Origin of the sequence: Flavobacterium sp. KACC 22758 (assembly GCF_028736135.1) — a bacterium.
In the GTDB taxonomy this organism is placed as follows: Bacteria; Bacteroidota; Bacteroidia; order Flavobacteriales; family Flavobacteriaceae; genus Flavobacterium; species Flavobacterium johnsoniae.
On record NZ_CP117878.1, the window covers coordinates 3,851,864 to 3,874,246 of the forward strand.

Annotated in this window: 17 protein-coding genes; 8 read left to right on the top strand and 9 right to left on the bottom strand. The window is 34.8% G+C overall.

The window, feature by feature from the left end; genetic code table 11:
• Window positions 1-110: 110 nt before the first annotated feature.
• The 3 genes from PQ462_RS16050 to PQ462_RS16060 all read left to right on the top strand — a co-directional run bounded on the left by PQ462_RS16050 (window position 111) and on the right by PQ462_RS16060 (window position 2,833).
• Window positions 111-1,718, top strand: a complete 1,608-nt coding sequence (locus tag PQ462_RS16050) for a histidine kinase (RefSeq protein ID WP_274250755.1) — start codon at window positions 111-113, stop codon at window positions 1,716-1,718.
• A complete protein-coding gene (locus PQ462_RS16055) occupies window positions 1,715-2,410 on the top strand; it encodes a LytR/AlgR family response regulator transcription factor (protein WP_274250756.1) in 696 nt (231 codons plus the stop codon). The genes PQ462_RS16050 and PQ462_RS16055 overlap by 4 nt, the downstream gene beginning before the upstream one ends.
• A 141-nt stretch (window positions 2,411-2,551) precedes the next feature.
• The gene (locus PQ462_RS16060) at window positions 2,552-2,833 is read left to right on the top strand and encodes a hypothetical protein (RefSeq protein WP_012026461.1); all 282 of its coding nucleotides are present in this window, start codon (window positions 2,552-2,554) and stop codon (window positions 2,831-2,833) included.
• A 97-nt stretch (window positions 2,834-2,930) separates the two neighbouring features.
• Here the strand turns inward: PQ462_RS16060 and PQ462_RS16065 are convergent, their stop codons facing one another.
• From PQ462_RS16065 to PQ462_RS16100, 8 genes are all read right to left on the bottom strand, one after another.
• Complete coding sequence (locus PQ462_RS16065) at window positions 2,931-3,713, bottom strand: peroxidase, FMP-type (protein WP_274253728.1); 783 nt, start codon at window positions 3,711-3,713, stop codon at window positions 2,931-2,933.
• 15 nt (window positions 3,714-3,728) lie between these two features.
• Window positions 3,729-4,469 carry a hypothetical protein gene (locus PQ462_RS16070; RefSeq protein ID WP_274250757.1) on the bottom strand — a complete coding sequence of 247 codons (741 nt, stop codon included), beginning with the start codon at window positions 4,467-4,469 and terminating at the stop codon, window positions 3,729-3,731.
• Window positions 4,470-4,523: 54 nt separating this feature from the next.
• Window positions 4,524-6,281 (bottom strand): flavin monoamine oxidase family protein, encoded by a 1,758-nt coding sequence (locus tag PQ462_RS16075; protein ID WP_274250758.1) that lies wholly within the window; start codon window positions 6,279-6,281, stop codon window positions 4,524-4,526.
• 13 nt (window positions 6,282-6,294) lie between these two features.
• Window positions 6,295-7,482: an FAD-dependent oxidoreductase gene (locus PQ462_RS16080; RefSeq protein ID WP_274250759.1), complete on the bottom strand. Its 1,188-nt coding sequence runs from the start codon at window positions 7,480-7,482 to the stop codon at window positions 6,295-6,297.
• Window positions 7,483-7,775: 293 nt separating this feature from the next.
• On the bottom strand, window positions 7,776-9,200 hold the full coding sequence (locus PQ462_RS16085; protein ID WP_274250760.1) for a SusD/RagB family nutrient-binding outer membrane lipoprotein: 1,425 nt from the start codon (window positions 9,198-9,200) through the stop codon (window positions 7,776-7,778).
• A 12-nt stretch (window positions 9,201-9,212) separates the two neighbouring features.
• Complete coding sequence (locus PQ462_RS16090) at window positions 9,213-12,389, bottom strand: SusC/RagA family TonB-linked outer membrane protein (protein ID WP_274250761.1); 3,177 nt, start codon at window positions 12,387-12,389, stop codon at window positions 9,213-9,215.
• 711 nt (window positions 12,390-13,100) lie between these two features.
• Window positions 13,101-13,790 carry an SIMPL domain-containing protein gene (locus PQ462_RS16095; protein WP_274250762.1) on the bottom strand — a complete coding sequence of 230 codons (690 nt, stop codon included), beginning with the start codon at window positions 13,788-13,790 and terminating at the stop codon, window positions 13,101-13,103.
• A gap of 54 nt (window positions 13,791-13,844) precedes the next feature.
• Window positions 13,845-14,483 carry a rhomboid family intramembrane serine protease gene (locus PQ462_RS16100; protein WP_012026467.1) on the bottom strand — a complete coding sequence of 213 codons (639 nt, stop codon included), beginning with the start codon at window positions 14,481-14,483 and terminating at the stop codon, window positions 13,845-13,847.
• Between the two features lie 112 nt (window positions 14,484-14,595).
• On the opposite strand from PQ462_RS16100, the gene PQ462_RS16105 reads away from it, so the two are divergent.
• Entirely contained in the window at window positions 14,596-15,471 is an 876-nt protein-coding gene (locus PQ462_RS16105; RefSeq protein ID WP_274250763.1) for a lysophospholipid acyltransferase family protein, read from the top strand.
• A 62-nt stretch (window positions 15,472-15,533) separates the two neighbouring features.
• On the opposite strand, the gene glmM is transcribed toward PQ462_RS16105, so the two are convergent.
• Entirely contained in the window at window positions 15,534-16,922 is a 1,389-nt protein-coding gene (glmM, locus tag PQ462_RS16110) for a phosphoglucosamine mutase (RefSeq protein ID WP_274250764.1), read from the bottom strand.
• 253 nt (window positions 16,923-17,175) lie between these two features.
• On the opposite strand from glmM, the gene PQ462_RS16115 reads away from it, so the two are divergent.
• The 4 genes from PQ462_RS16115 to PQ462_RS16130 all read left to right on the top strand — a co-directional run bounded on the left by PQ462_RS16115 (window position 17,176) and on the right by PQ462_RS16130 (window position 22,341).
• On the top strand, window positions 17,176-17,760 hold the full coding sequence (locus tag PQ462_RS16115; protein WP_073410965.1) for an acyl carrier protein phosphodiesterase: 585 nt from the start codon (window positions 17,176-17,178) through the stop codon (window positions 17,758-17,760).
• Between the two features lie 12 nt (window positions 17,761-17,772).
• Window positions 17,773-19,455 carry a gamma-glutamyltransferase gene (gene ggt / locus PQ462_RS16120; protein ID WP_274250765.1) on the top strand — a complete coding sequence of 561 codons (1,683 nt, stop codon included), beginning with the start codon at window positions 17,773-17,775 and terminating at the stop codon, window positions 19,453-19,455.
• An 84-nt stretch (window positions 19,456-19,539) separates the two neighbouring features.
• On the top strand, window positions 19,540-21,324 hold the full coding sequence (locus PQ462_RS16125) for a chloride channel protein (RefSeq protein WP_012026472.1): 1,785 nt from the start codon (window positions 19,540-19,542) through the stop codon (window positions 21,322-21,324).
• A gap of 63 nt (window positions 21,325-21,387) precedes the next feature.
• On the top strand, window positions 21,388-22,341 hold the full coding sequence (locus PQ462_RS16130) for a Fic family protein (protein WP_274250766.1): 954 nt from the start codon (window positions 21,388-21,390) through the stop codon (window positions 22,339-22,341).
• Window positions 22,342-22,383: the final 42 nt, after the last annotated feature.

Here is a 22,383-nt window from a genome sequence, read left to right on the forward strand (position 1 = left end):
AAAACATTCAAACGGCTCTAAGAGCTTTTGAAATGCACTTCGCAATTCGATATTTATTTTATCTTTATCCTATGTATAGATCAGCTTTTTTTACCTTTTTTTTACTGCTATTGTTTACATCATGTAAACAGTATACGGAGTTCGTCAAATCTGATGTAACTTATTATAAAGATGATGATAAACCACATGATTATCTGGGTTCATCACCAGATTCTATATTTAAGGTTAATATTGATGTTGATCTTTATAAACGAGAAAATCCCTCTGCTCCGCTGGGACTGCAGATTAATGCTTTTGGTGCTTTTGACGTTTATTGGGACGGTGTATTAGTGGGAAGCAACGGTAAAATGGCAAAATCTGGTCAGAGCGAAGTACCGGGAACAGAAATGAGCTATTACCAAATACCCGAAAAACTGGCTGGTAAAGGCAAACATATTGTAACCATAACAGGAACACAAACACAGCTTAGAGAAACCCTGCGCGGTATAGACGTAAAACTCGAAAGTTATTTAAGGCTGCACCGCGCACCGCTCATTGTTATGTCTTTTATGAACCTCATGGCCGGGGCTTTTCTCATTGCATCAATTTATTATTTTTTTCTATACATCAACAGCACTCGCAAAGAAGCAACAGTTTTGCTTTTCGCAATAATCTGTCTGCTCTTTTTCTGTCTGCTTATTATAGAATACATAAAATTTTATATCGACATTCCGTATACCCACTTTTATACACGGCTGCAAATTGTAGGCTTGCTTACTTTTATAATTTCTATATTGGTTCCATGGTATTTTATGCTGCAGTTTGGCTTTAAAAGAAAGCGGTTATTTTTATTTCTTTTATTTGCAGGTCTTGTAATAATCTATGTTAAACATTACGGTCATTACGACAAAACAGCCATATATTTTAGCTATGTAATGTGTTTTGTCTCTATTATTATTGCAGTCGATGCGGCATTTAGAAAAATTAAAGGCGGAGTAATAGTAGTTGCGGGCTTGTTGGCCAGCATTGTAGTAAATAAATTTATATTTTATGATTTTGGATTGTTTATCTCTTTTACCATTATCGTATTGTCAATGCTTTACCTGCATACCATTAAAACTAAAGCTTTAGAAGAAGCTCATAATGCATCGTTATTACTTTCGTCCAGATTACAGCTTGAACTTGTTAAGAAAAATATTCAGCCGCATTTTCTTCGCAATACCCTTACTTCGCTCATTGACTGGATCGAAGAATCACCGCAGCAGGGCATTGTATTCATTCGGGCGCTGGCAGACGAATTTGATATTATGAATTCCATTTCTGAAGAAACCTTAATTCCTGTAAGACAAGAGATTGAATTATGCAAAAAGCATTTAGAAGTAATGTCTTTTCGAAAAGAATTGAGTTACAAATGGGAAGAAAAAAATATTGATGAAAATGAAGAGATTCCGCCTGCCATTATTCACACCATTATAGAAAATGGCATTACACACAGTTTACCTTCAAACGATGGTTCGATTACTTTCTGTTTAAGTTTTATAAGAGAAAGAAAATACAAACAATATACTTTGCGCACCGTGGCAAAAAATCGAAATAAAAAGAAAAGCGACCTCAGCGGAACAGGTTTTAAATATATAAAAGCCCGATTAAATGAAAGTTATGGCAATAACTGGCAGTTTGATTCTTTTGCTGTTGAAGAAGGATGGCTCACAGAAATTAAAATTTTTGATACAAAATGAAAATTCTAATTATTGAAGACGAAGCGAGAATTGCAAAACGAATTGAAAGAATGACAAGAGGCTTTTTTAATAAAGATGTCCAGATTTTTCTTTCTGATTCAGTTGAAAACGGCTTAAATACAATCGATCAAAATGAAATTGATTTATTGCTTCTGGATTTAAACCTAAATGGTGAAGATGGATTTGATGTCCTGCAGACTGTTGTATCAAAATCTTTTCAAACCATTATTATTTCAGCATATACAGACAAAGCTATTACTGCATTTAATTACGGCGTTTTAGATTTTGTGCCCAAACCATTTGACGAAAACAGACTTGCACAGGCCTTTATCCGTTATACTGTACCAGAAAGAAAAGCGGGAAGTGATATCCAGTTTTTAGCAGTAAAAAAAGCAAAAACTATTAAACTCATTACTATCAAAGATATTAAATACATAAAAGGCGCCGGTATTTATACAGAATTGCATTTACATGACGGCCGTATAGAATTACATGACAAATCGCTGGAATCGCTGGAAAAACTGCTGCCAATAACATTCGAACGAATACACAAATCATATATTCTCTGCTGGAATGAAGCAGAAAAGCTCGTTGTAGAAGCCGGAGGCCGATATCAGATGTTACTAAAAAATGGAGAAATACTACCTGTAGGCCGTTCTAAATATAAAGAAATCAAAGATAAATTGATATAGAAAGTCATCTTCTAAAATGAGAATTAAGCAATTCATTTTCATAATTATATAAATTAACAGAAATAAAAAGTTTTACTTTTAAATAATTCTAATTGAGAAAATTAGATAAAACTCAGTCTATTAATTTAAAACTTATATATTATGATTTCTGACAATTACTATTATAATTCTGAAGAATATTCAGGAGATATAACCGCTTACGAAGAACAGCTTTTATTGAATTATGATGATTATCTGCAGGGAAATCTTTCCAGTACACTATCAGCTAATAATCATTACAATCTTGAGTTAGACGATTTAGAAGATGAATTTCTTGAAGATGATATGGAGTCAGAATACGACGAAAATGATTGGGAAGAAGAGGAAGCAGAAAATTTTGAGGAAGATGATACTGCAGATGAAACTTTCTTAATGCAAAGTTGAATGTGGATAGACAAATACTGGTAAAGCCGATGAGTTGTTCATCGGCTTTTCTTTTTCTTGTGTTTTTTTGTTTCTGAATTATTTCTCCAGAATAATTTTAACCTTTATGATAAGGACATCCTGAAGCAGGAGATTCTATTTTATGAGAAGATGGAAACTGTTCTTCCATTAATTGTCTCTGTTCTGACGAAACATCTTCGATTTTACGAAGTGTATTTACTTGTATATGAGGCCAGCTTGTTGTACCGCCGTCATCTCCAAAATCAAATTCAAAAAATATGATCTGCTCGTATTGCAGCTGCAGAATTTCTTTTCCATTTTCTTCAACAGTTTCAATCCACATTCGCATGTTCATTTCAACTGTAGTAACAAAACGATTTACAAACGGAACATTTAATATTCCGCCTTGCGCTCCCGTTTTATTTTTAGATGACATCTGAATAAGTACGTGGTTTTTTATAGTTTCTCCTTTTAAAGAATCACGCAGTCTTAAGTCCGGTCTTACTGAATACGGATATAACGGATGTGCCAGAATTCGCTGTGTATAAATCCTGTTTTCCTGAGGGTCATTATCCTTGTTAAGCTTTTCAAATACCCATGCAGGCGGGGCTTTATCAAGATTTATAGGCTCTTTTTTACTTGCTCCTGCACCTCCCATAGTTTTTGAAATAGAAAGGTGATCGTATTCCCACGCTTCATTACCTTCTGGAAATTCAGGTGCAGTATTAATTAAATAACCTGACTTGCCTCTAGTTAGATCTCCTAACAATGTTATGGTGCTTCCGTGCGGAATTACGCCGCTTCGTGAAATAGAATAGTCGGGTATAAAGTAAGGTCCTGTCTGCCCTGCTCCTGGTTTTAACTCTTTAGCAGGAACAATAGAAAGATAAGGTCTTCATTTTAAATTTTCGAGAGTTACATATTCTTTTTCACCTAAATCATTTATAATCAAGAAAACCGTTTCGTCCTGATAACCGCTTTTATATAAATCTCTATTAGGAGCATCTGGTTCTAATGCATGTATACCTCGGTCCTCTTCAATTGTTTTTTCTGTGGCAGCATAATTAAATATATCGCTCAGCCACAAATACATTCCGTTTTCTTCATGAATTGGAGTATATTTTAAAGCTGATTCTCCCGGCACAGCATTTACACTTTTAATACTTTGTTCGTATTTAACTGCACCGCAAAACTGCTCGTTAGCGCCGCCGCGATTACGAACTCCGCCAGGAACTAAATCAAAAGTGAGTTTTTCGATATATTCTTCACATTCAAAACTAAATTTTCCGGGAATCGTTCCTGCATTAGTGCCCGGCGAAGGCATAATTGTAGTGTGTATACCGCTTCCTATTAATTCTCTTGAACCATTTCCATTATGATTATAGCTTACCCAGGTTCCTTGTAATGCTCTTAAAATACCATAATCTACATTGTCTAGAATTTTCTGCAGATTACTTTCGTGAAAAGGCCTGATTGGAGTTTCAATTTGAACTTTTGAATATCCCTTCATCATACTCGCCAATATACCTTCGGTTTCGGGAGCTCCTTTAAATGATATTTCATTTTGATTTGAATCTATATTTGAGGCTAAATGAGTTAAATTTAACTCATCATCAAAGCCGTTACGTTTTAACATACTATTACTTTTTTAAATTAATGATTTGAATTACTAACAAAAAACTTCTTCTTTTTACCATCCTAAATAGTAATTTTCTGGAAGCCAGAACGGACGTTTCAGCCCAAAATAATCCTGCAGCATTTTCTCTGCCTCACAAAATGCTCCTTCTACCCAGCCCTGCTGATCAGAATATGCTTCACCGCAAATATGAATCTGTTCATCATGTTTTGGTTTTCTCATATATTTCATGACATCTCCAACAGAAAATCCTGCTTTCCACGCATGATAACCTGCCCCAAAAGGCTCATCTGTCCAGTCTTTAAAATAGGTTACATAAGGTTCTGGTATAGTTACATCTTTACCGTGCAGTTCGCGAAGCTGATTCATTAATTCGTCTACCATAAGCTTTGCAGCCTGTACATCATTTAACTGGTGAAGCTCTTTTAACGAAGCCGATTTAGCCGCTTTAACTTCAAAAAGTACTTTATCATCAGAAAGCGCTTTCCAGAATGTTTCGGTTTCCATATCGCCGTAACTTCCTAACAGCATGGAGTTTTTCGTTTTTTTATCGGTTCCAAAATAGTAGCATTGTCTCATTGGTAAATCGGTAATCGAATGTCCTGAATCTATTCCTAATTCTTTCCACCACGGATATTCAAAGCCCATTAATATTTTGAAAGCCGGCTCCATAATAACAGAACGGATATTTTCATTTAAAACCGAATTTTCATTCACATTGAAAAAGAAATTGTTCTGGTCTAAAAGTTCCAAAGATTTTCTCGGCATAGCCAAAACAATAGAATTAGCATATACATGCCATTTGCTGTTGGTTTTTATATTTAGAAAAGTAAGCTGGTATTTATGTGTTTTTACCGAATGTTCTTTGGTAAAAGTTTCCAGTTTATTTTCAGACCAAATGCAGGCACCTTTGTGTTCCATATAGGAATTGGCAACCGCATAAGCAATACTGTCATAACCTTCTTCAATAGTTTTATAAATTGTTCCTGCCGTAAAATCGCCAACCATATATGGAAAAGCTTCGGCAGAATTCCAGTTGATGGTATTTGAATAATAACCTCCCGCATTGGCTAAAAACTCATATCCTTCCTGCGAAACCTGATCTTTAATTAAGTTCCAGAAACCCAGATCGTTTACTTTTCTTTTATCATAAGGCGATTTTGGAAAATTGTAAACCAGTCTTGGTTTGATTTCATCCCAATCTTCACTGGTTAATTCAAAAGTATAGTCGTATACATTATGTCCTTTTTTGATTTTCTTTTGATATTTTTTAGCAACCCAGGGATCTGCCATTAAAACATCATAAATAATTTTATTAAAAAGCTGGTCTGAACTAAAGCCTAAATCAGTCTCATTAAGATAATATCTCGTTGGCAGTTTTTTACCTTTTTTCTGAGCTTCATCCCACGCATCTTGTTTAAAACGCTCTTTTCGAAGATACATTAATAGTTTTGACGACTTGCCCATTGGAAACGGAACCGGAGTCATTTTATCTTTTAAAACAGGAATACGTTTTTTAGGATCTTTTGGAGATATATAACCTTCAATTAAAGTAGTTACGATTTCCTGAGAAGTCAGATAGCGCATTCCTCCTAACTCGCCCCAGAAATCCATTCCCGGCATAATAACAGATTCCAGTCTTCCGCCCAGTTTACTGCTCAGGTCAAAAATCTGCACCTGATCTGCAGTATATTTTTTATCTGTTACCAAACGATAAGCGGTGTATAATCCGGAAGTCCCGGCACCAATAATAGCTGTTTCGATTTTTAAATCAGGCTGCATTCCTGAATTTAAAGGTGTATTTTTATTCATAGTTTTGTGGTTTTTAAAATGCTTTAAAGTATTTGTATCCTAATTGGAAAGGAGTGATATCAAAATCGGTATGTCCGTCTAAAGCCAGATCAGACATGATTTTTCCTAAAAACGGAGTAAATTTTGCCGCCCATCCTGTTGCGTACAACACAATATTGTTGTGATTTGGCACATAGCTTGGAGCAAAATCAATCAGTAATTCCTTATTTGCAATTTTACTCAGCGAAATCAAACAGGTTGAAGTATATTCTGGTTCTGTGCTAAGTCCTGTCATGTGGTCTCTTACCCAGTCAGAAGTATATCCTAATTCTTGCGGATTAGGAATTAATGTCCTGTCGCTCGGTTCTTCAAGAGGATTGATAACAAAATCCGGCGCTACGCGAATGTATTCCGGATTATCCCAATCGACAGATGGAAAGCCATAAAACTGATTTCCATTTTCGCCAATAGCATTTTGAAATACAAACCAGGTTGGATATTGAATAGCAGGATCGGTTTTTTTGAAATAAGCCGAAGACATATTCCAATACGCAGCTTCAATTTTAAAATCCAGCAGATTGATTACGCTGTTAATATAAGGTCCGGGAATAATTGCCAGTTTTTTGGCAATGTAAATTCCGTTTGGAGTAGTAAGTTCAAAAAGCTCTCCATTTTGTTTAATATCCAATACCGGAGAATCTTCTTGTAAATGAACGGTTTCTTCATTTTTGCATAAATTTAAAAGCGCTTCATTTGTCGCCCTAAAATTAATGCTGGCGCCATCGGCCTGAAACAATCCGGTATAAGTTTCGGGTAAATTTTTGAAATGATATTTTGCTTCAATTTCTTTTGCTGTGAGCGTTGTATAAGGAACTCCTAATTCTTTTAATGCCTGTTCGGCTTCGGCAATATTCCCTTCTGTAGAATGTACGGCTGGATCTCCAAACCATAGTGTTCCCACTTTATCAAGAAGCGAGGTATTTGCTTCTTTTTCTAAAGCATCCCAATACGGCTGTGCATCTAATGCCATCTGTACCATATATTCCTGCGGATATGGAATTCTAAACTGACGCGAAACCCCGGCAGAACTTCCTAGCTGATTCACAAACGTGAACTGCTCCAGCACTAAAGTTTTTGCTTTTCTTTTGCCAAGATGGTATGCTGTCGCCAGACCTATAGGACCTCCGCCAATAACAATTACATCGTAGTTTTCTGTATTCATAGTTTTTAATTTTATAGTAGTTTGGGATGAATTTAGAACAACACATAGGCATTGTCGTAAGTCTAAATTATTGCAGACATAAAACCGAATTAAAAAAAATGACACAAAGCGGAAATTATTGGTCACAAAACATGCTTTATACAGGATGAAAAATTGAAGTAGAAAAAATGCACAAATTCAGAGAGATTTGTGCATTTCTAATTGCTGTTTTGCAGTAAAACAAAAAAGGCTGCCTCACGAATTGTGAGACAGCCTTTCTTTATATTCAGCTTAAAAATTAGTTCTAATGCAGATTATTTTACATCAAACCATAATTTTGTAGTCAGTAAATCTTTTCCCTGAGCTTCTATCGCCGCCTGGTAGCTTACACCATTTAGTGACTGCTCTGTACCCGGATAGAAAAAACGAGAAGGAATTTTTCCGTCTAAAACGGTAGCCGGCCCCGCTGTTAATACTGGATAATCTAATCTTCTCCATTCTGTAAAAGCATCTAAACCTTGTCCGAAGAAAGCAATCCATTTTTGAGTACCAATTGATTTAGCATAATTAGCCGCATCGTACTTCACGTTTGCCTGATTCAAATAATTAGAAATAACTGCAGCATCAGTAATTCCAAATTGATTAAACGATGCCGTAATTGCATTTTTATAAAGCTGTTCTGCATCTCCAGAGATATAACCTCTAGCTGCAGCTTCTGCAAGATTAAACAATACTTCAGAGTAAGAATAAATTACCGCTGGTGATGTTGATGTCAGAAAATAAGTTCCTGGTTTTGATGTTTTGGCAAAACCCTGGCTGTTGGCATCACTATTTGATAATCCGTTACCGCCGCCAACATATGTACCAACACTTGCATCTGATGGCAATTGTGCATAAACTTGTAAACGCGGATCTGAAAATTCTTTTAATTTATCTACCATAGTTTTTGAAATACGGAAATCATCACGAGTTTCAAACCAGGCTGATGCTGGGTTTTGTTGAGGCGAGCTGATATAAGTAAACTTAAATGTATCTGCATTACTGGCTAATACTCCAGCCGCATCACTTGTTGCATCAATAGCCGCTTGTTTAGCTAAAACCGGTTCTCTGTCTGAAATTCTTAATGCAATTCTCAGACGAAGTGAATTCACAAATCTTTTCCATTTTACAACATCTCCTTTGTAAACTAAATCTCCAGTTACAGTACCGTTTGCTGCTCCTAACAAAGATTGGGCTTTTTTTAAATCTTCAAGCAGACCTGTGTATACATCTTTTTGAGTATCGTATGCTGGTGTTACTTTTTGACCTGCTTCTTTGTACGGAATATTTCCGTAAGCATCTGTCAACAATAAAAATGTCCATGAACGCAAAGCAATAGCAATTCCTTTATAATTTGAATTGGCCTGAGCATCTGGGAAATTAATAATGGTATTCAAATCTGTAATTAAGGTCGCATAACCTGTATTCCATAAAGAAGTGAAAGATGTGTTCGAAACATCATATCTGTCTGGCTCAGTGTATTGAATTTTAGCCCAATGCTGTACAAATAGCAAAGATGAGTTAAAATTATTAGCATCTCCCCAATATAAGTCAGCTCCTTGTTTTAAAGTTCCTGTTAACAAGTAAGGTGCCAATGGTGTTTCAGTTGCATTTGGATTTTTGTTGATATCATCCAGCGTATCGCTGCAAGAGGTCAACGTTAATGCAAATAGAGTTATATAGGCTATTTTTTTTAGCATGATTCTTTATTTTTAGAATTTAAGATTAACGTTAAGGCTGAAATTTCTAGTTGTTGGTAAAGCTAAACTCTCCAAACCTTGTGCATTTCCAGTATTGAAAGCCGTTTCAGGATCAATATTTGGTGCATCTTTGTAGATAAAGAAAAGGTTACGTCCTACTGCAGTAATACTTGCCCCTTCTAATCCTAGTTTTTTCGCATATGACTTGTTGAAATTGTAAGCCAGTTTAATTTCTCTCATTTTTACAAAAGTTGAGCTGTAAATGTAAGCTTCACTAATGTTGTATGATGCTTTGTAATATTCCTGCGCACTGATTATAGTAGTGTTTGGAGTTCCATTGTCATAAACTCCGTTAAAAACCATACCGTCATCATAAACTGCTGCTCCGCCTGGTGCTGCTCCGTTTACTAAAGTTTTTGTAGTACCATTTAAGTAATAGCTCAAACCGCCATTTTCAGCGCCACGTCCCGGAAGTGTTGAAGCCAATACACCTGTATAAGTTCCGGTTCTGTTAGTTCCTGAGAAAATTTCACCACCTACACTTGCATCAACAAGAAACGATAATTCAAGATTTTTATAAGTCAAAGTATTAGTAACACCAGCTAAATAATCTGGAGTATAGTGTCCTAAAACTCTTTTCGTCGGATCAGCTTTTGGTAATCCGTTTGCTCCTACTACAATATTTCCGCTTGCATCACGAAGATAAGCTGTTCCGTAAAGTGCTCCGTAAGCCTGTCCTACAGATGCTAATACATCAACACCTCCTGATGAACCAATTGTATAGTTTTGGATTTGTTTTGCATAATCTAAAATCTCTACTTTACTTCTGTTTCTAGAATAATTTGCTCCAATATTCCATTTGAAATTTTCAGTCTGAACAGGAGTTCCGTCTAATTGAATTTCTATACCATTATTGTTGACTTTTCCAGCATTGATTAACTGAGAGTTATATCCGCTTGAAGCTGTTGTTTTAATCTCCAAAATCTGGTCGAAACTGTTTGTATTATAATAAGCAAAATCAAAGTGAAGTCTGTTTTTAAAGAAAGAAGCCTCTAAACCAACTTCAGTTGAACGAGTTGTTTCTGGTTTTAAGTTTTCATTCAATTTCTTTTGTGAAGAAGTCTGAATTGGATTTCCGTCAAATGCAGTCTGGAAATTATAAACTGTTGACAATTGATAAGGATCTGCATCATTACCAACTTCAGACCATCCACCGCGTAACTTTAAGAAATCAAGTGTATTGCTTTTTAATTTTAAGGCCTCAGATAATATTAAACTACCATTAATAGATGGATAAAAATAAGATCGGTTGCTGCTTGGTAATGTAGATGACCAGTCATTACGAGCTGTAAGGTTTAAATAAGCATAGTTTTTATATCCAAATTGTGCCGAAGCATAAGCACTGTAAACTCTCAATCTTGACAATGTATTTGATGATGTCAATGGATCTCTTGAATTCGTCAAAGTGTACAAATCAGGTACAGCTAAACGTGGTGCTTTTTGATAATTGTTTGCATCACTGTGGTTACGAATATTAAATCCGGCAAGTGCATCAACAGTAAAATCATCACTTAATTTTTTAGTATAAGTAAAAATACCTTCAGTATTCTGCTCATTTACAGTGTAAGCATCTTCTGCATAAGAACCAAAAGGCGTTCCGTTTGTACCGTATTTGATAGTGTATTTTCTTCTGTCATTATAATAATCAACTCCTGTACGGAATTTAAAGTTAAGCCCCTCAGCCAATTTTGCATCCAAATGCACATCACCAATAATACGGTTACGCTGCTGGCTTGTAGTATTATAATAAGCATTCCAGTAAGGGTTGCTGTAGTAACTGTTGTTCCAGTTAACATCTCTGTTATTTCTAAGCTGATTGATATCAACCTGACGTCCGAACCAAAGGAACTGAAGCATTACACCAGCAGCACGGTTTCCAGATGGACCACCTGGTAAAGCCGGAGCATTAGTTGTAATATAATTAGCTGTAGCACCAACTCTAATACCTTTTGAAATTTGGTAATTAGTATTAATAGTAAAGTTTGTTTTGTTTACTTCACTATTTGGCACTGTTCCTAATTGTTTTTGATTGTTTACTCCTAAACGGAAATCTGATTTTTCATCTGATCTCGCTACAGAAATACTATTGTCATACGTAACACCAGTATTAAAGAAGTCTTTCACATTATTTGGATGAGCCACAAAAGGTACAGCTTCACCATTTGAGTAGAATTGAGGAATCAAACGTCCATCCAACCTTGGTCCCCAGCTTTCGTCAACTCCATCATTTACGCCACCTCCTTTTCCGTCAACAAAACTAAATCTTCCGTTAGAACCTTGTCCGTATGAATTTTGAAAACTTGGTAAAGTAGCTACCTGAGAGATTGTAATACCAGAACTAAAGGTAATTCCAAGTCCCTTTTGGCTTTTTCCAGATTTTGTAGTAATAAGCACAACACCATGCGCCGCACGCGATCCGTAAAGTGCCGCCGCGTTAGGACCTTTCAATACAGTTAACGTTTCAATATCATTCGGATTTAAATCGGCAATTGCATTTTTAAAATCACGAGTTGCTCCTCCAACACTTCCTAACTGTGAGTTGTCTACCGGAACTCCGTCAACAACAAATAAAGGCTGGTTGTTTCCTGCAATAGAAGTTTCTCCACGAATAATAATACGTGAAGAACCCATATCTCCCTGAGAGTTCGTAATACGCACCCCGGCTAATTTACCGCTAAGACTGTTTAAAAAGTTAGTTTCTTTTGTATCAGCAATATCTTTGTTTTTAAGTGCCTGAGTAGTGTATCCTAAAGATTTCTTTTCTTTTGAAATACCAAGCGCAGTAACCACAACTTCTGATAATTGATTTTGTTCTTCAGTAAGTTCAATAACAACAGGATTATCATTAACTACAACTTCTGCTTTTTTATAACCTAGATAGCTTACTATTACAGTATAAGGAAATTTTTGTCCTGTTTGAAAGAAAAATTTACCGTCAAAATCTGTTTGAACACCATGTGTCGTGCCTTTAATAACAACAGAAGCACCAATAACAGGGTCTTTTGTAACAGCATCAACCACCGTTCCTACGAGTTTTGACTGGATCAACGGCTTGGTCTCCTGAGCGTTAATCCCTATGGAAATCAACAAAATACATAACCATGTATATCTATTTAATATTTTTTTCATTACTTTGTTTTAGTTTAATAAATCAAGGCAAGCAAACGGATATACTCCATTCCCGCTTTCCTTCTAAGAGATGTACAATTTCTTTAAGCTTCGCCATTTCTGCTGCAACAGAAATGGTTTTTTATTTATCTGCAACACATTCGTTTTTTCATTTTTCTTTTTATTTTGATTACTATTTATTTTGAATTGGCTTTTATACAATTTCAGCCCTAAAATGTAAGGCAGTGTTTTTACTAAAAATTGGTATGAATTTGTGATTGAAGAATTATTGACAGTGAAAATTCTTAACAGAAATTGCAAATGATCACTCGCCTGCCCAAAATTGAAATCTCTTTGAAGGCCTTTAATCTTTAACTATTTTTTAAACTCTACTAATTTGATAGAACAAAGATATATTTAAAAACAGTAATCAAAAAGTTTTAAGAGAACTTTTTGCAAAAAAAATGTTAACGAAATTGTTATAGTAATTATAAATACCTAAAAATAAGACGATTAAAAAATAAGTGTTTTTTACACATCGTGTAAGATTTTTTTTAACTCAATGCCGAAAAATCAAAAATATGAAGTGTTTTTAAAAAAATAACGCCTGAATTCCAGACAGAAATTAGGCGTTATTTAAGAGTAAATCTTAAAAAAAATGAAGACAAAAAAATCCAAATTCCTTAAAAATTGGAATTTGGATTTTAAAATATTTAGATATTTATAATAGACTTAGTCTAAAACAAAACTCACGCTTACATTAGCTGTAATTTCGATTTCTCCAATTGCAAGAGTTTGATTTGAAGCTCCAGAAGCATCCATCATTTCTGTTTTCATTGCAGCATACATTGGTCTTGGGTGGTAAACCTGAGAGTTATCAGAAATTGTAAATGCTTTACCTACTTTTTGACCTAAAACAGACACGTATTCTTCTGCTTTTACTTTAGCATCTTTCATCGCAATTTTTCTTGCCTCAGATTGGTATTGTGCTAATTTAGAAGATTCAAAAGAAACATTATCAATACGGTTAATTCCTTGTTGTACCAAACCTTCCATCAACTCATCATATTTGTTTAAATCTTTTAATACGATTTCAACTGTTTGAGCAGCATTGTAGCTTGTTTTCTTTTTCTCGTAATCGTACTGCGGATTAAGAGCAACTTGTTTTGTTTTAAAATCTGCTGTTGGAACATTCATTTTTTTAATGAATTTTAAAACCGCATCCATTTTTTCGTCATTTTGTTTTTTGACGTCTTTAGCATTATTCCCTTTAGTTTCAACCGTAGCTGAAATACAAACCTGATCAGGGGCTACTTTTACTTTTCCTTCTCCATTAACGTTAATTAGAGGTATTTGTTTAATTTCCTGGCCGTAAGACATAGTCATAAACATGATTGTTAAAAATAATACTAATTTTTTCATTTTTTGTGATATTTTAAGTTATTTGATAAAGGCATTTCAAAAGTTATGCCAGCATTATATTTTTCCTGATTTTGCCAATACAAAAAGTACAATAATTGGAATTGCCAGTAAAATGGTCATCAAACTATGATCTACAATTAATGAAGGTACTTTTATCAAAGTAATTAAGTATCCGCCAACTGCGCCTCCAAAATGCGCCGTATGACCAATATTGTCATTTTTGGCTTTCATTCCATAAATTGAATACAATAAATATAAAATTCCAAAAAGATAGGCTGGTATTGGAATAACAAAAAATATTCCCAGCATCATATCCGGATGCAGTAATATAGCCGAATACAAAACTCCGGTAACCGCTCCAGAAGCTCCAACTGCACGATAACTGTAATCGTTTTTATGAAACAGCATAGTAAGAAGGCTTCCAAAAATCAGACTTCCGAAATAAACCAAAACAAAAGAAAAATTTCCGAGCGAATCAATGACAACTGGCGCAAAAAACCAAAGTGTAAGCATATTAAAAAATAAATGCATCATATCTGCATGCAAAAATCCAGATGTGAGCATTCTAATTTGTTCGCCGGCGCGAATACTTCCTACGTGAAATTCAAATTTTCTAAAAAAAGCATAATCATTAAAACCTTTATAGCTTATAAGTACATTGGCTACTATAATTCCAATTAAAATGGTATTCATAAATAATATTTAATGTGAAATGTAAATATAGTCAATATCGAACATATCTTGATGAGAATACAAAATATCGATCATTTCTCATTTTTGCTTTATATTTGTAAAAAAAATATACATGCAATTTCTCGTTTATATATTAGCCTACCCATTATTATGGCTGATCTCTATACTTCCATTCCGCTTATTTTATTTATTCTCTGACTTTGTTTGCTTTTTAGTTTACAGAGTAATTGGGTATCGCAAAAAAGTAGTACGCGAAAATCTGGCTCTTACTTTACCGCATTTAAGTGATGCTGAAAGAAAAAAAATCGAAAAGAAATTTTACCACCACATGTGCGATATGTTTTTGGAAATGGTAAAAACGATGAGTATTTCGCCGGAAGAAATGGAAAAAAGATTCCATGTAACGAATATCGAATTGGTACAGGATTATTATAAAAAAGGCAAAAGCGTTATTCTTGTCGCCTCCCACTATGCAAGTTATGAGTGGCTTTTAACCATAAATCCAAAATTAGGTTTTCAGGGCGTTGCGGTTTATAAAAGACTAGCCAATCGTTATTTTGATAAGCTGATTAGAAAAATACGATCAAAATACAATACAGAAATGATCGAAACCAGACAAGCAATTCCCACAATGGCACAAAACCAGCGCAAAGGATTTGTAAGCATGTACGGTTTAGCAAGCGATCAATCGCCAAAACTGGACCGAATTTTTCATTCGATGAAATTTATGGGTATTGAAGTTCCTGTACATACAGGCGCCGAAATGCTGGCCAAAAAATACGATCTAAGCGTAATTATGGTAAAAGTTAAAAAAGTAGCCAGAGGTTATTATGAAGCAACTTTTCTAACCATTGCAGATGATCCTAAAGAATATGAAAATTTCGACATCACTGAAAAGTATTTAAAAGAAGTTGAAAAGCAAATTTATGAAGCGCCAGAATATTATCTGTGGACTCATAAAAGATGGAAACATCGAGTTGAATCATAAAAAAAACAGCTCTTTCAAGAAATATGAAAGAGCTGTTTTTTTTATGTATTGCAATCTTAAAATTAAATCCCTGCAATAACTTTTATTTCATCAATAATTCGAAGAGCCAGTTTATCTGCTGCATCTTGCGAAGGTGCTTCAGTATAAATACGAATAATTGGTTCTGTATTTGATTTTCTTAAATGAACCCATTCTGCAGCAAAATCAATTTTTACACCATCAATTGTCGAAATATCTTCGTTTTTATATTTTTCAGTCATGGCTGTTAAAATCGCATCAACATCAATCTGCGGTGTTAATTCGATTTTGTTTTTGCTCATATAATACTCCGGATAAGAAGCTCTCAAAGCAGAAACAGATATTTTTTTATTTGCTAAATGAGTTAAAAATAAAGCTACTCCTACCAGACTGTCACGTCCGTAATGCAATTCAGGATAAATAATTCCACCGTTACCTTCACCGCCTATAACTGCATTATTCTTCTTCATTAATTCTACAACATTCACTTCTCCTACTGCACTTGCCTCGTAGTTTCCGTTATGTGCATTTGTCACATCACGCAATGCACGCGAAGACGACATATTTGAAACGGTATTTCCCGGAGTTTTACTCAAAACATAATCAGCGCAGGCTACCAAAGTATATTCTTCACCAAACATTTCTCCATCGTCGCTGATAAAAGCCAAACGGTCAACATCCGGATCAACAACAACTCCTAAATGTGCTTTTTCTTTTACAACTAACTCAGAAATATCCGTTAAATGCTCTTTTAAAGGTTCCGGGTTGTGCGGGAAATGTCCGTTTGGTTCACAGTACAATTCTACCACTTCAACGCCCATTTGTTTTAATAATTTTGGAATAATAATTCCTCCTGATGAATTTACTCCATCAACTACTACTTTAAATTTTGCAGCTTTTACAGCTTCAACATCAACCAAAGGTAAGTTTAAAACCTCGTCAATATGAATATCCATATAAGCATCATTTGGAGTAATTTCTCCTAAATTGTCAACATCAGAAAAATCAAAAGCTTCAGCTTCGGCAATTTCTAAAATTTTAGCACCATCGGCACCGCTTAAAAATTCACCTTTTTCGTTTAACAATTTTAAAGCATTCCATTGTTTCGGATTGTGAGAGGCTGTTAAAATAATTCCTCCGTCTGCTTTTTCTAACGGAACTGCAACTTCTACAGTTGGCGTTGTCGAAAGTCCAAGATCAATTACATTAATTCCTAAACCTATTAAAGTATTTACTACCAGATTATGAATCATTGGTCCGGAAATTCTGGCATCACGGCCAATTACAACCGTTAGTTTTTCTTTTGAAGTATTGTTTTTTAGAAAAGTTCCGTAAGCCGATGCAAACTTTACAGCATCAACAGGAGTCAGGTTATCTCCAACTTTTCCACCAATAGTTCCTCGTATTCCTGAAATCGATTTTATTAAAGTCATTTTTGTGAGTTATGGTTACCAAATACAAATATAGAAAAGTTACGAAGGTTCTAAGATACTAAGCAGCTAAGATTTTTCAGAAAAGATCCTAAGATTTTTTGGCATGAAGAATGAAGCTATCTCTCATTGCTTGAAATGAAGTCAAAAAGTTTTCATACTTTTACTAAAATAAGCTTATAGTCTTAACCACTTAGTTTGTTAGTAATAAAAACTTAGTGTCTCAGCAACTTAGAACCTTAGCATCTTAAAAAGAATGAATTTCTTAGCCCACATATATCTTTCCGGTGAAAATGACTTAATTAAAATTGGCAATTTTATGGCCGATGGAATTCGCGGAAAACAATTTGAACAATTCCCTGATGATGTTCAAAAAGGAATTCTTTTACATCGTTTTATTGACACTTATACCGATTCGCACGATATTTTCAGACAAAGCACAAAAAGACTGCACGAAAAATACCATCACTATTCAGGCGTAATCGTTGATATTGTTTACGACCATTTTTTAGCCAAAAACTGGACAAATTATTCAGATGAAAAACTCGAAGATTTCATTAACCGGTTTTACAATTCCCTGCATGAAAATTATTCTATTTTAACTGAAAAAACGCAGGGTTTAATGCCGTATATGATCGAAAGAAACTGGCTTTTAAGTTATAAAACCGTCGATGGCATCCACCAGATTTTAACTCAGATGGACAGAAGATCAAAAAACATCTCAAAAATGCAGTTTGCCAGCGAGGAATTAAAAGAATTTTATAACGAATTTGAACAGGAATTCACTGTGTTTTTTGAAGATCTCCAACTACATACCAAACAAAAATTACTCTCATTATAAATAAAACCGATTATGAAAAAAATTTCACTTCTATTTTATTTTATCTCAATTTATAGTTTCGCACAGCATACGGCACCACCAACAGGATTATTTGCCTCAAAAGCAATGGTGGTTTCAGCCCGCGAAGAAGCCTCAAAAATTGGCGTTGAAATCATGAAAAAAGGCGGTAACGCTTTTGATGCTATGGCAGCAACTGAGCTGGCACTTGCAGTAGCATATCCATACGCTGGAAATCTTGGCGGAGGCGGCTTTATGGTTTACAGAAAAGCAAACGGCGAAGTGGGCAGTTTGGATTATCGCGAAAAAGCACCTCTTGCTGCAACAAAAAATATGTTTCTGGATAAAGAAGGAAATGTAATAAAAGGCAAAAGTACAGAATCGCCTTTAGCGATTGGTGTTCCGGGAACTATTGCCGGAGTTTTTGCAGTTCAGAAAAAGCTGGGATCTCTGCCAATGTCAGAAATTTTAAAACCTGTAATTGCCCTTGCAGAAAAAGGTGTTGTTGTAACCAAAAAACAACAAAAACAATTAGAAGCTTATCACGATGCCATAGTAAAAGCAAATGGGCCCAATACATTAATGGCAGGAAAATTTCAAGAAGGCGATACGATTAAATATCCGGCTCTTGCCAGCACTTTAAAGCGAATTTCAAAAAACGGAAAAGACGAGTTTTATAAAGGTAAAACCGCTCAGGTTTTGGTAGATTATCTAAAGAAAAAAGGCGGTATTATCACTCTGAAAGATTTAGCATCTTATGAAGCAAAATGGAGAAATCCATTACAGTTTGATTATAAAGATTTGAAAGTAACATCGATGGCGCCTCCAAGCAGCGGCGGTATTTGTCTGGCTCAGATCATGAAAATGATTTCTCCTTTTTATTTGTCTAAAATGGGACATAATTCTGAACAATCCATTCAGGTAATTGTAGAAGCAGAAAGAAGAGCTTATGCAGACAGAAGCCAGTTTTTAGGCGATCCAGATTTTGTAAAAATTCCAATTAAAGGACTTTTATCAGATTCATATTTAAAAGAAAGAATGTCAAATTTTGATTCAGAAAAAGCTACTTTATCATCAGACATAAAAGAAGGAAAAGTAACCTATAACGAAAGCACCGAAACTACGCATTACTCTATTGTAGATCAGTTTGGAAATGCGGTTGCTGCCACAACAACCATCAACGACGGTTTTGGTTCAAAATATTACTGCGATGAATTAGGCTTCTTTTTAAATAACGAAATGGATGATTTCAGCGCAAAACCAGGCTCTCCAAATATGTTTGGATTAGTTGGAAATGAAGCCAACAGTATTGCACCTCAAAAAAGAATGCTGAGCTCCATGACTCCAACTATTGTAGAAAAAAACGGAAAATTATTTATGGTAGTCGGTTCACCAGGCGGATCGACTATTATCACATCGGTGCTTCAGACTATTTTAAATGTTTACGAATACAATTTAAGTATGCAGGATGCTGTAAATGCACCACGTTTTCATCATCAATGGCTTCCCGATCTTATAACTTTTGAACCTGATACTTTCGATAATAAAACGCTGGAAGGCTTAAAATCTAAAGGATATTTAATTAACGAAAAAACAACGCCTGTAATTGGAAAAGTAGATGCAATTCTGGTTTATCCTGACAACACACTTGAAGGAGGTGCCGATTTTAGAGGCGATGACAAAGCGGCTGGATTTTAAATTCAAAAGATTTAAGTAGAAAAATTTGATAAAAACGAATGTTTAGAGTTAAATTTGCATTCTCCGTAATTTTTTAAAATACTAATGATAAAAAAACTGTTTCGTCGACTGGAAAGTATTATTGCTTTGGCTCAATCTATTTTGACACCAAAACAATTCATTTTTTTATCAAGTGTTTTAGTGGGTATTTCCTGTTCTTTTGCAGTAATTATCCTGAAAGCTTTTGCCCATAATGTTTTTTCTTTTGCAACTTATATAAGCGGAATTTTAAAATTAGGTTTTATTAATAGTATCCTGCCTATAATTGGTATTCTGCTTACGGTTTTGGTTGTAAAAAAGGTTCTAAACGGATCGATTCAAAAAGGAACTTCTCAAATTTTATACGCAGTTGCTAAAAAGGCAAGTATAATTCCGAGAAAGCAAATGTACGCGCAAATTGTAACAAGCTCGTTAACTGTTGGTTTAGGAGGTTCTGCAGGTTTAGAAAGTCCAATTGTAATTACAGGAGCCGCTTTTGGTTCTAATTATGCACAAAACTATAAATTAGCTTATAAAGACCGTACTTTACTTATTGGCTGTGGTGTGGCAGCTGGAATCTCAGCAGCATTTAACGCCCCAATTGCAGGAGTTCTTTTTGCTATTGAAGTTTTATTGGTAGACGTCAGCATATCGGCTTTTACACCTATTATGATTTCGGCGGCGACGGGTGCTTTGGTATCGGCAATTGTATTAGACGAAAGCATTCTTTTATCTTTTAAAAAACAAGAAACTTTTGATTATCATAATATTCCTTTTTACGTAATTTTAGGCTTAATAACTGGTTTTATGGCTGTTTATTACGCCCGAAATTTTCAAAGGGTAGAACATTATTTCTCAGAACTAAAAATGGGACCTTATAAAAAAGCCCTGATTGGTTCTTCGCTTTTAGCACTTCTTATTTTTATTTTCCCAACTCTTTTTGGTGAAGGATACGAAAGCATCAAAACATTATCTGAAAGTGATCCCGGACAATTGTTAGACAATACTTTATTTGCCACATGGAGAAATAACAACTGGGTTTTACTGCTTTTTATTGGATGCACAATGATGGTAAAAGTCTTTGCATCCGGACTTACGCTTGGAAGCGGCGGAAATGGAGGTAATTTTGCTCCTTCCCTGTTTTTAGGATCTTATTTAGGATATTTCTTTTCAAAACTTGTTACCCTTACTGGTTTATCAAAACTGCCTATTACTAATTTTACAATGGTTGGAATGGCTGGAATCCTTAGCGGATTATTTCATGCACCATTAACAGCAATATTCCTTATTGCTGAAATTACAGGAGGTTACGGCTTGATGATTCCGCTTATGATTGTTTCCTCAATCAGTTTTGCTATTTCTAAACGTTTTGAAAAATATTCGCTTGACGTAAAAAATCTTGCGAAAAAAGGGCACGCTTTTACCAGTAATAAAGATTCTAATATTCTATCGACTCTGGATATTGATACGATTATCCAAACGGATTATTTAACTGTTTCCCCAGAAGATCATTTGAGCAAATTAGTTGACCTTATTTCACATTCTAATCAGGTTGTTTTTGCTGTTGTAAACAATGATAGAGATCTTGTTGGAATTGTACATTTTAATGATATCCGCGAAATCATTTTTAATGCTTACCGCGTAAAATATACGTTAATTAAAGACGTAATGAAAACGCCTGCAGCAACCATTTCTTCAAATGACAGCATGGAAATTGTAATGACCAAATTCGAAAGATCAAAATCAGCTTTTCTTCCTGTACTGCGAAATGACAAATACTTTGGCATCATTTCAAAATCTATTGCACTTGAAGCCTACAGAATGAAACTTCGTTCTATGACAATAGAATAAGCTTAATATCGGATAAGTTAAAAATTTGCTATATCCGATATTATGAAGTAAATTTGTAGGATTATGTGGAATATTGACTTAACATACCGAGACGAATTTCAATCAACTTTTGATCGATTGTACCAAAAAAGACAGGAACTGCAAACCAGCAGACCACTGCCTAATATTGCTTTACATAAAATCCGCGAAAGTTTATCTCTCGAATGGACTTACAATTCAAATAGTATTGAAGGAAATACAATGAGCTTACGTGAAACCCAAATGGTTATCCAGGAAGGAATTACCATAAAAGGGAAATCACTTCGAGAGCATTTTGAAACCCATAATCACGACAAAGCAATTGACTATTTATATTCAATTGTTGATGATAATTACAAACTTAGAAGTATTGATATTCTTTCTATTCATGGTTTAGTTTTACGTTCCATTGAAGATGATTTTGCTGGCCGCATTAGAAACGGAGGTGTTCGTATTTCAGGGGCGAATTTTATGCCTCCAAATGCTAATAAAGTTTCAGATTATCTAGATGAATTAATTGACTTTATCAATACAAATCCATTAGGTTTAAATGATATTGAACTGTCAACAATTTACCATCATAAATTAGTCTGGATTCATCCTTTTTTTGATGGAAACGGCCGTACAGTTCGTTTAAGTATGAATTTATTATTAATGCGTTGTGGCTTTCCTCCGGCTATTATTTTAAAAAACGATAGAAAAAAGTATTACGAAGCATTAAATCAAGCCAATAATGGCAATTACCAAAAACTAACGCTTTTGATGTGTCAGGCACTTGAGCGTACACTCAATATTTATTTAAATGCAATGCCCGGAAGCACTTACGATTATCAGCCTATACAAAATATCGTAAGCGAGCCAGAATCACCATATGGTCAGGAATATGTTAGCTTATTGGCCAGAACAGGAAAAATAGATGCTTATAAAGAAGGCCGAAACTGGTACACAACCAAAGAAGCCATTGAAGAATATATGGCCACAAGAAAAAGAAAACGCTAGTTCTAAACTAGCGTTAATTTGTTATTAATTGTAACATAAACT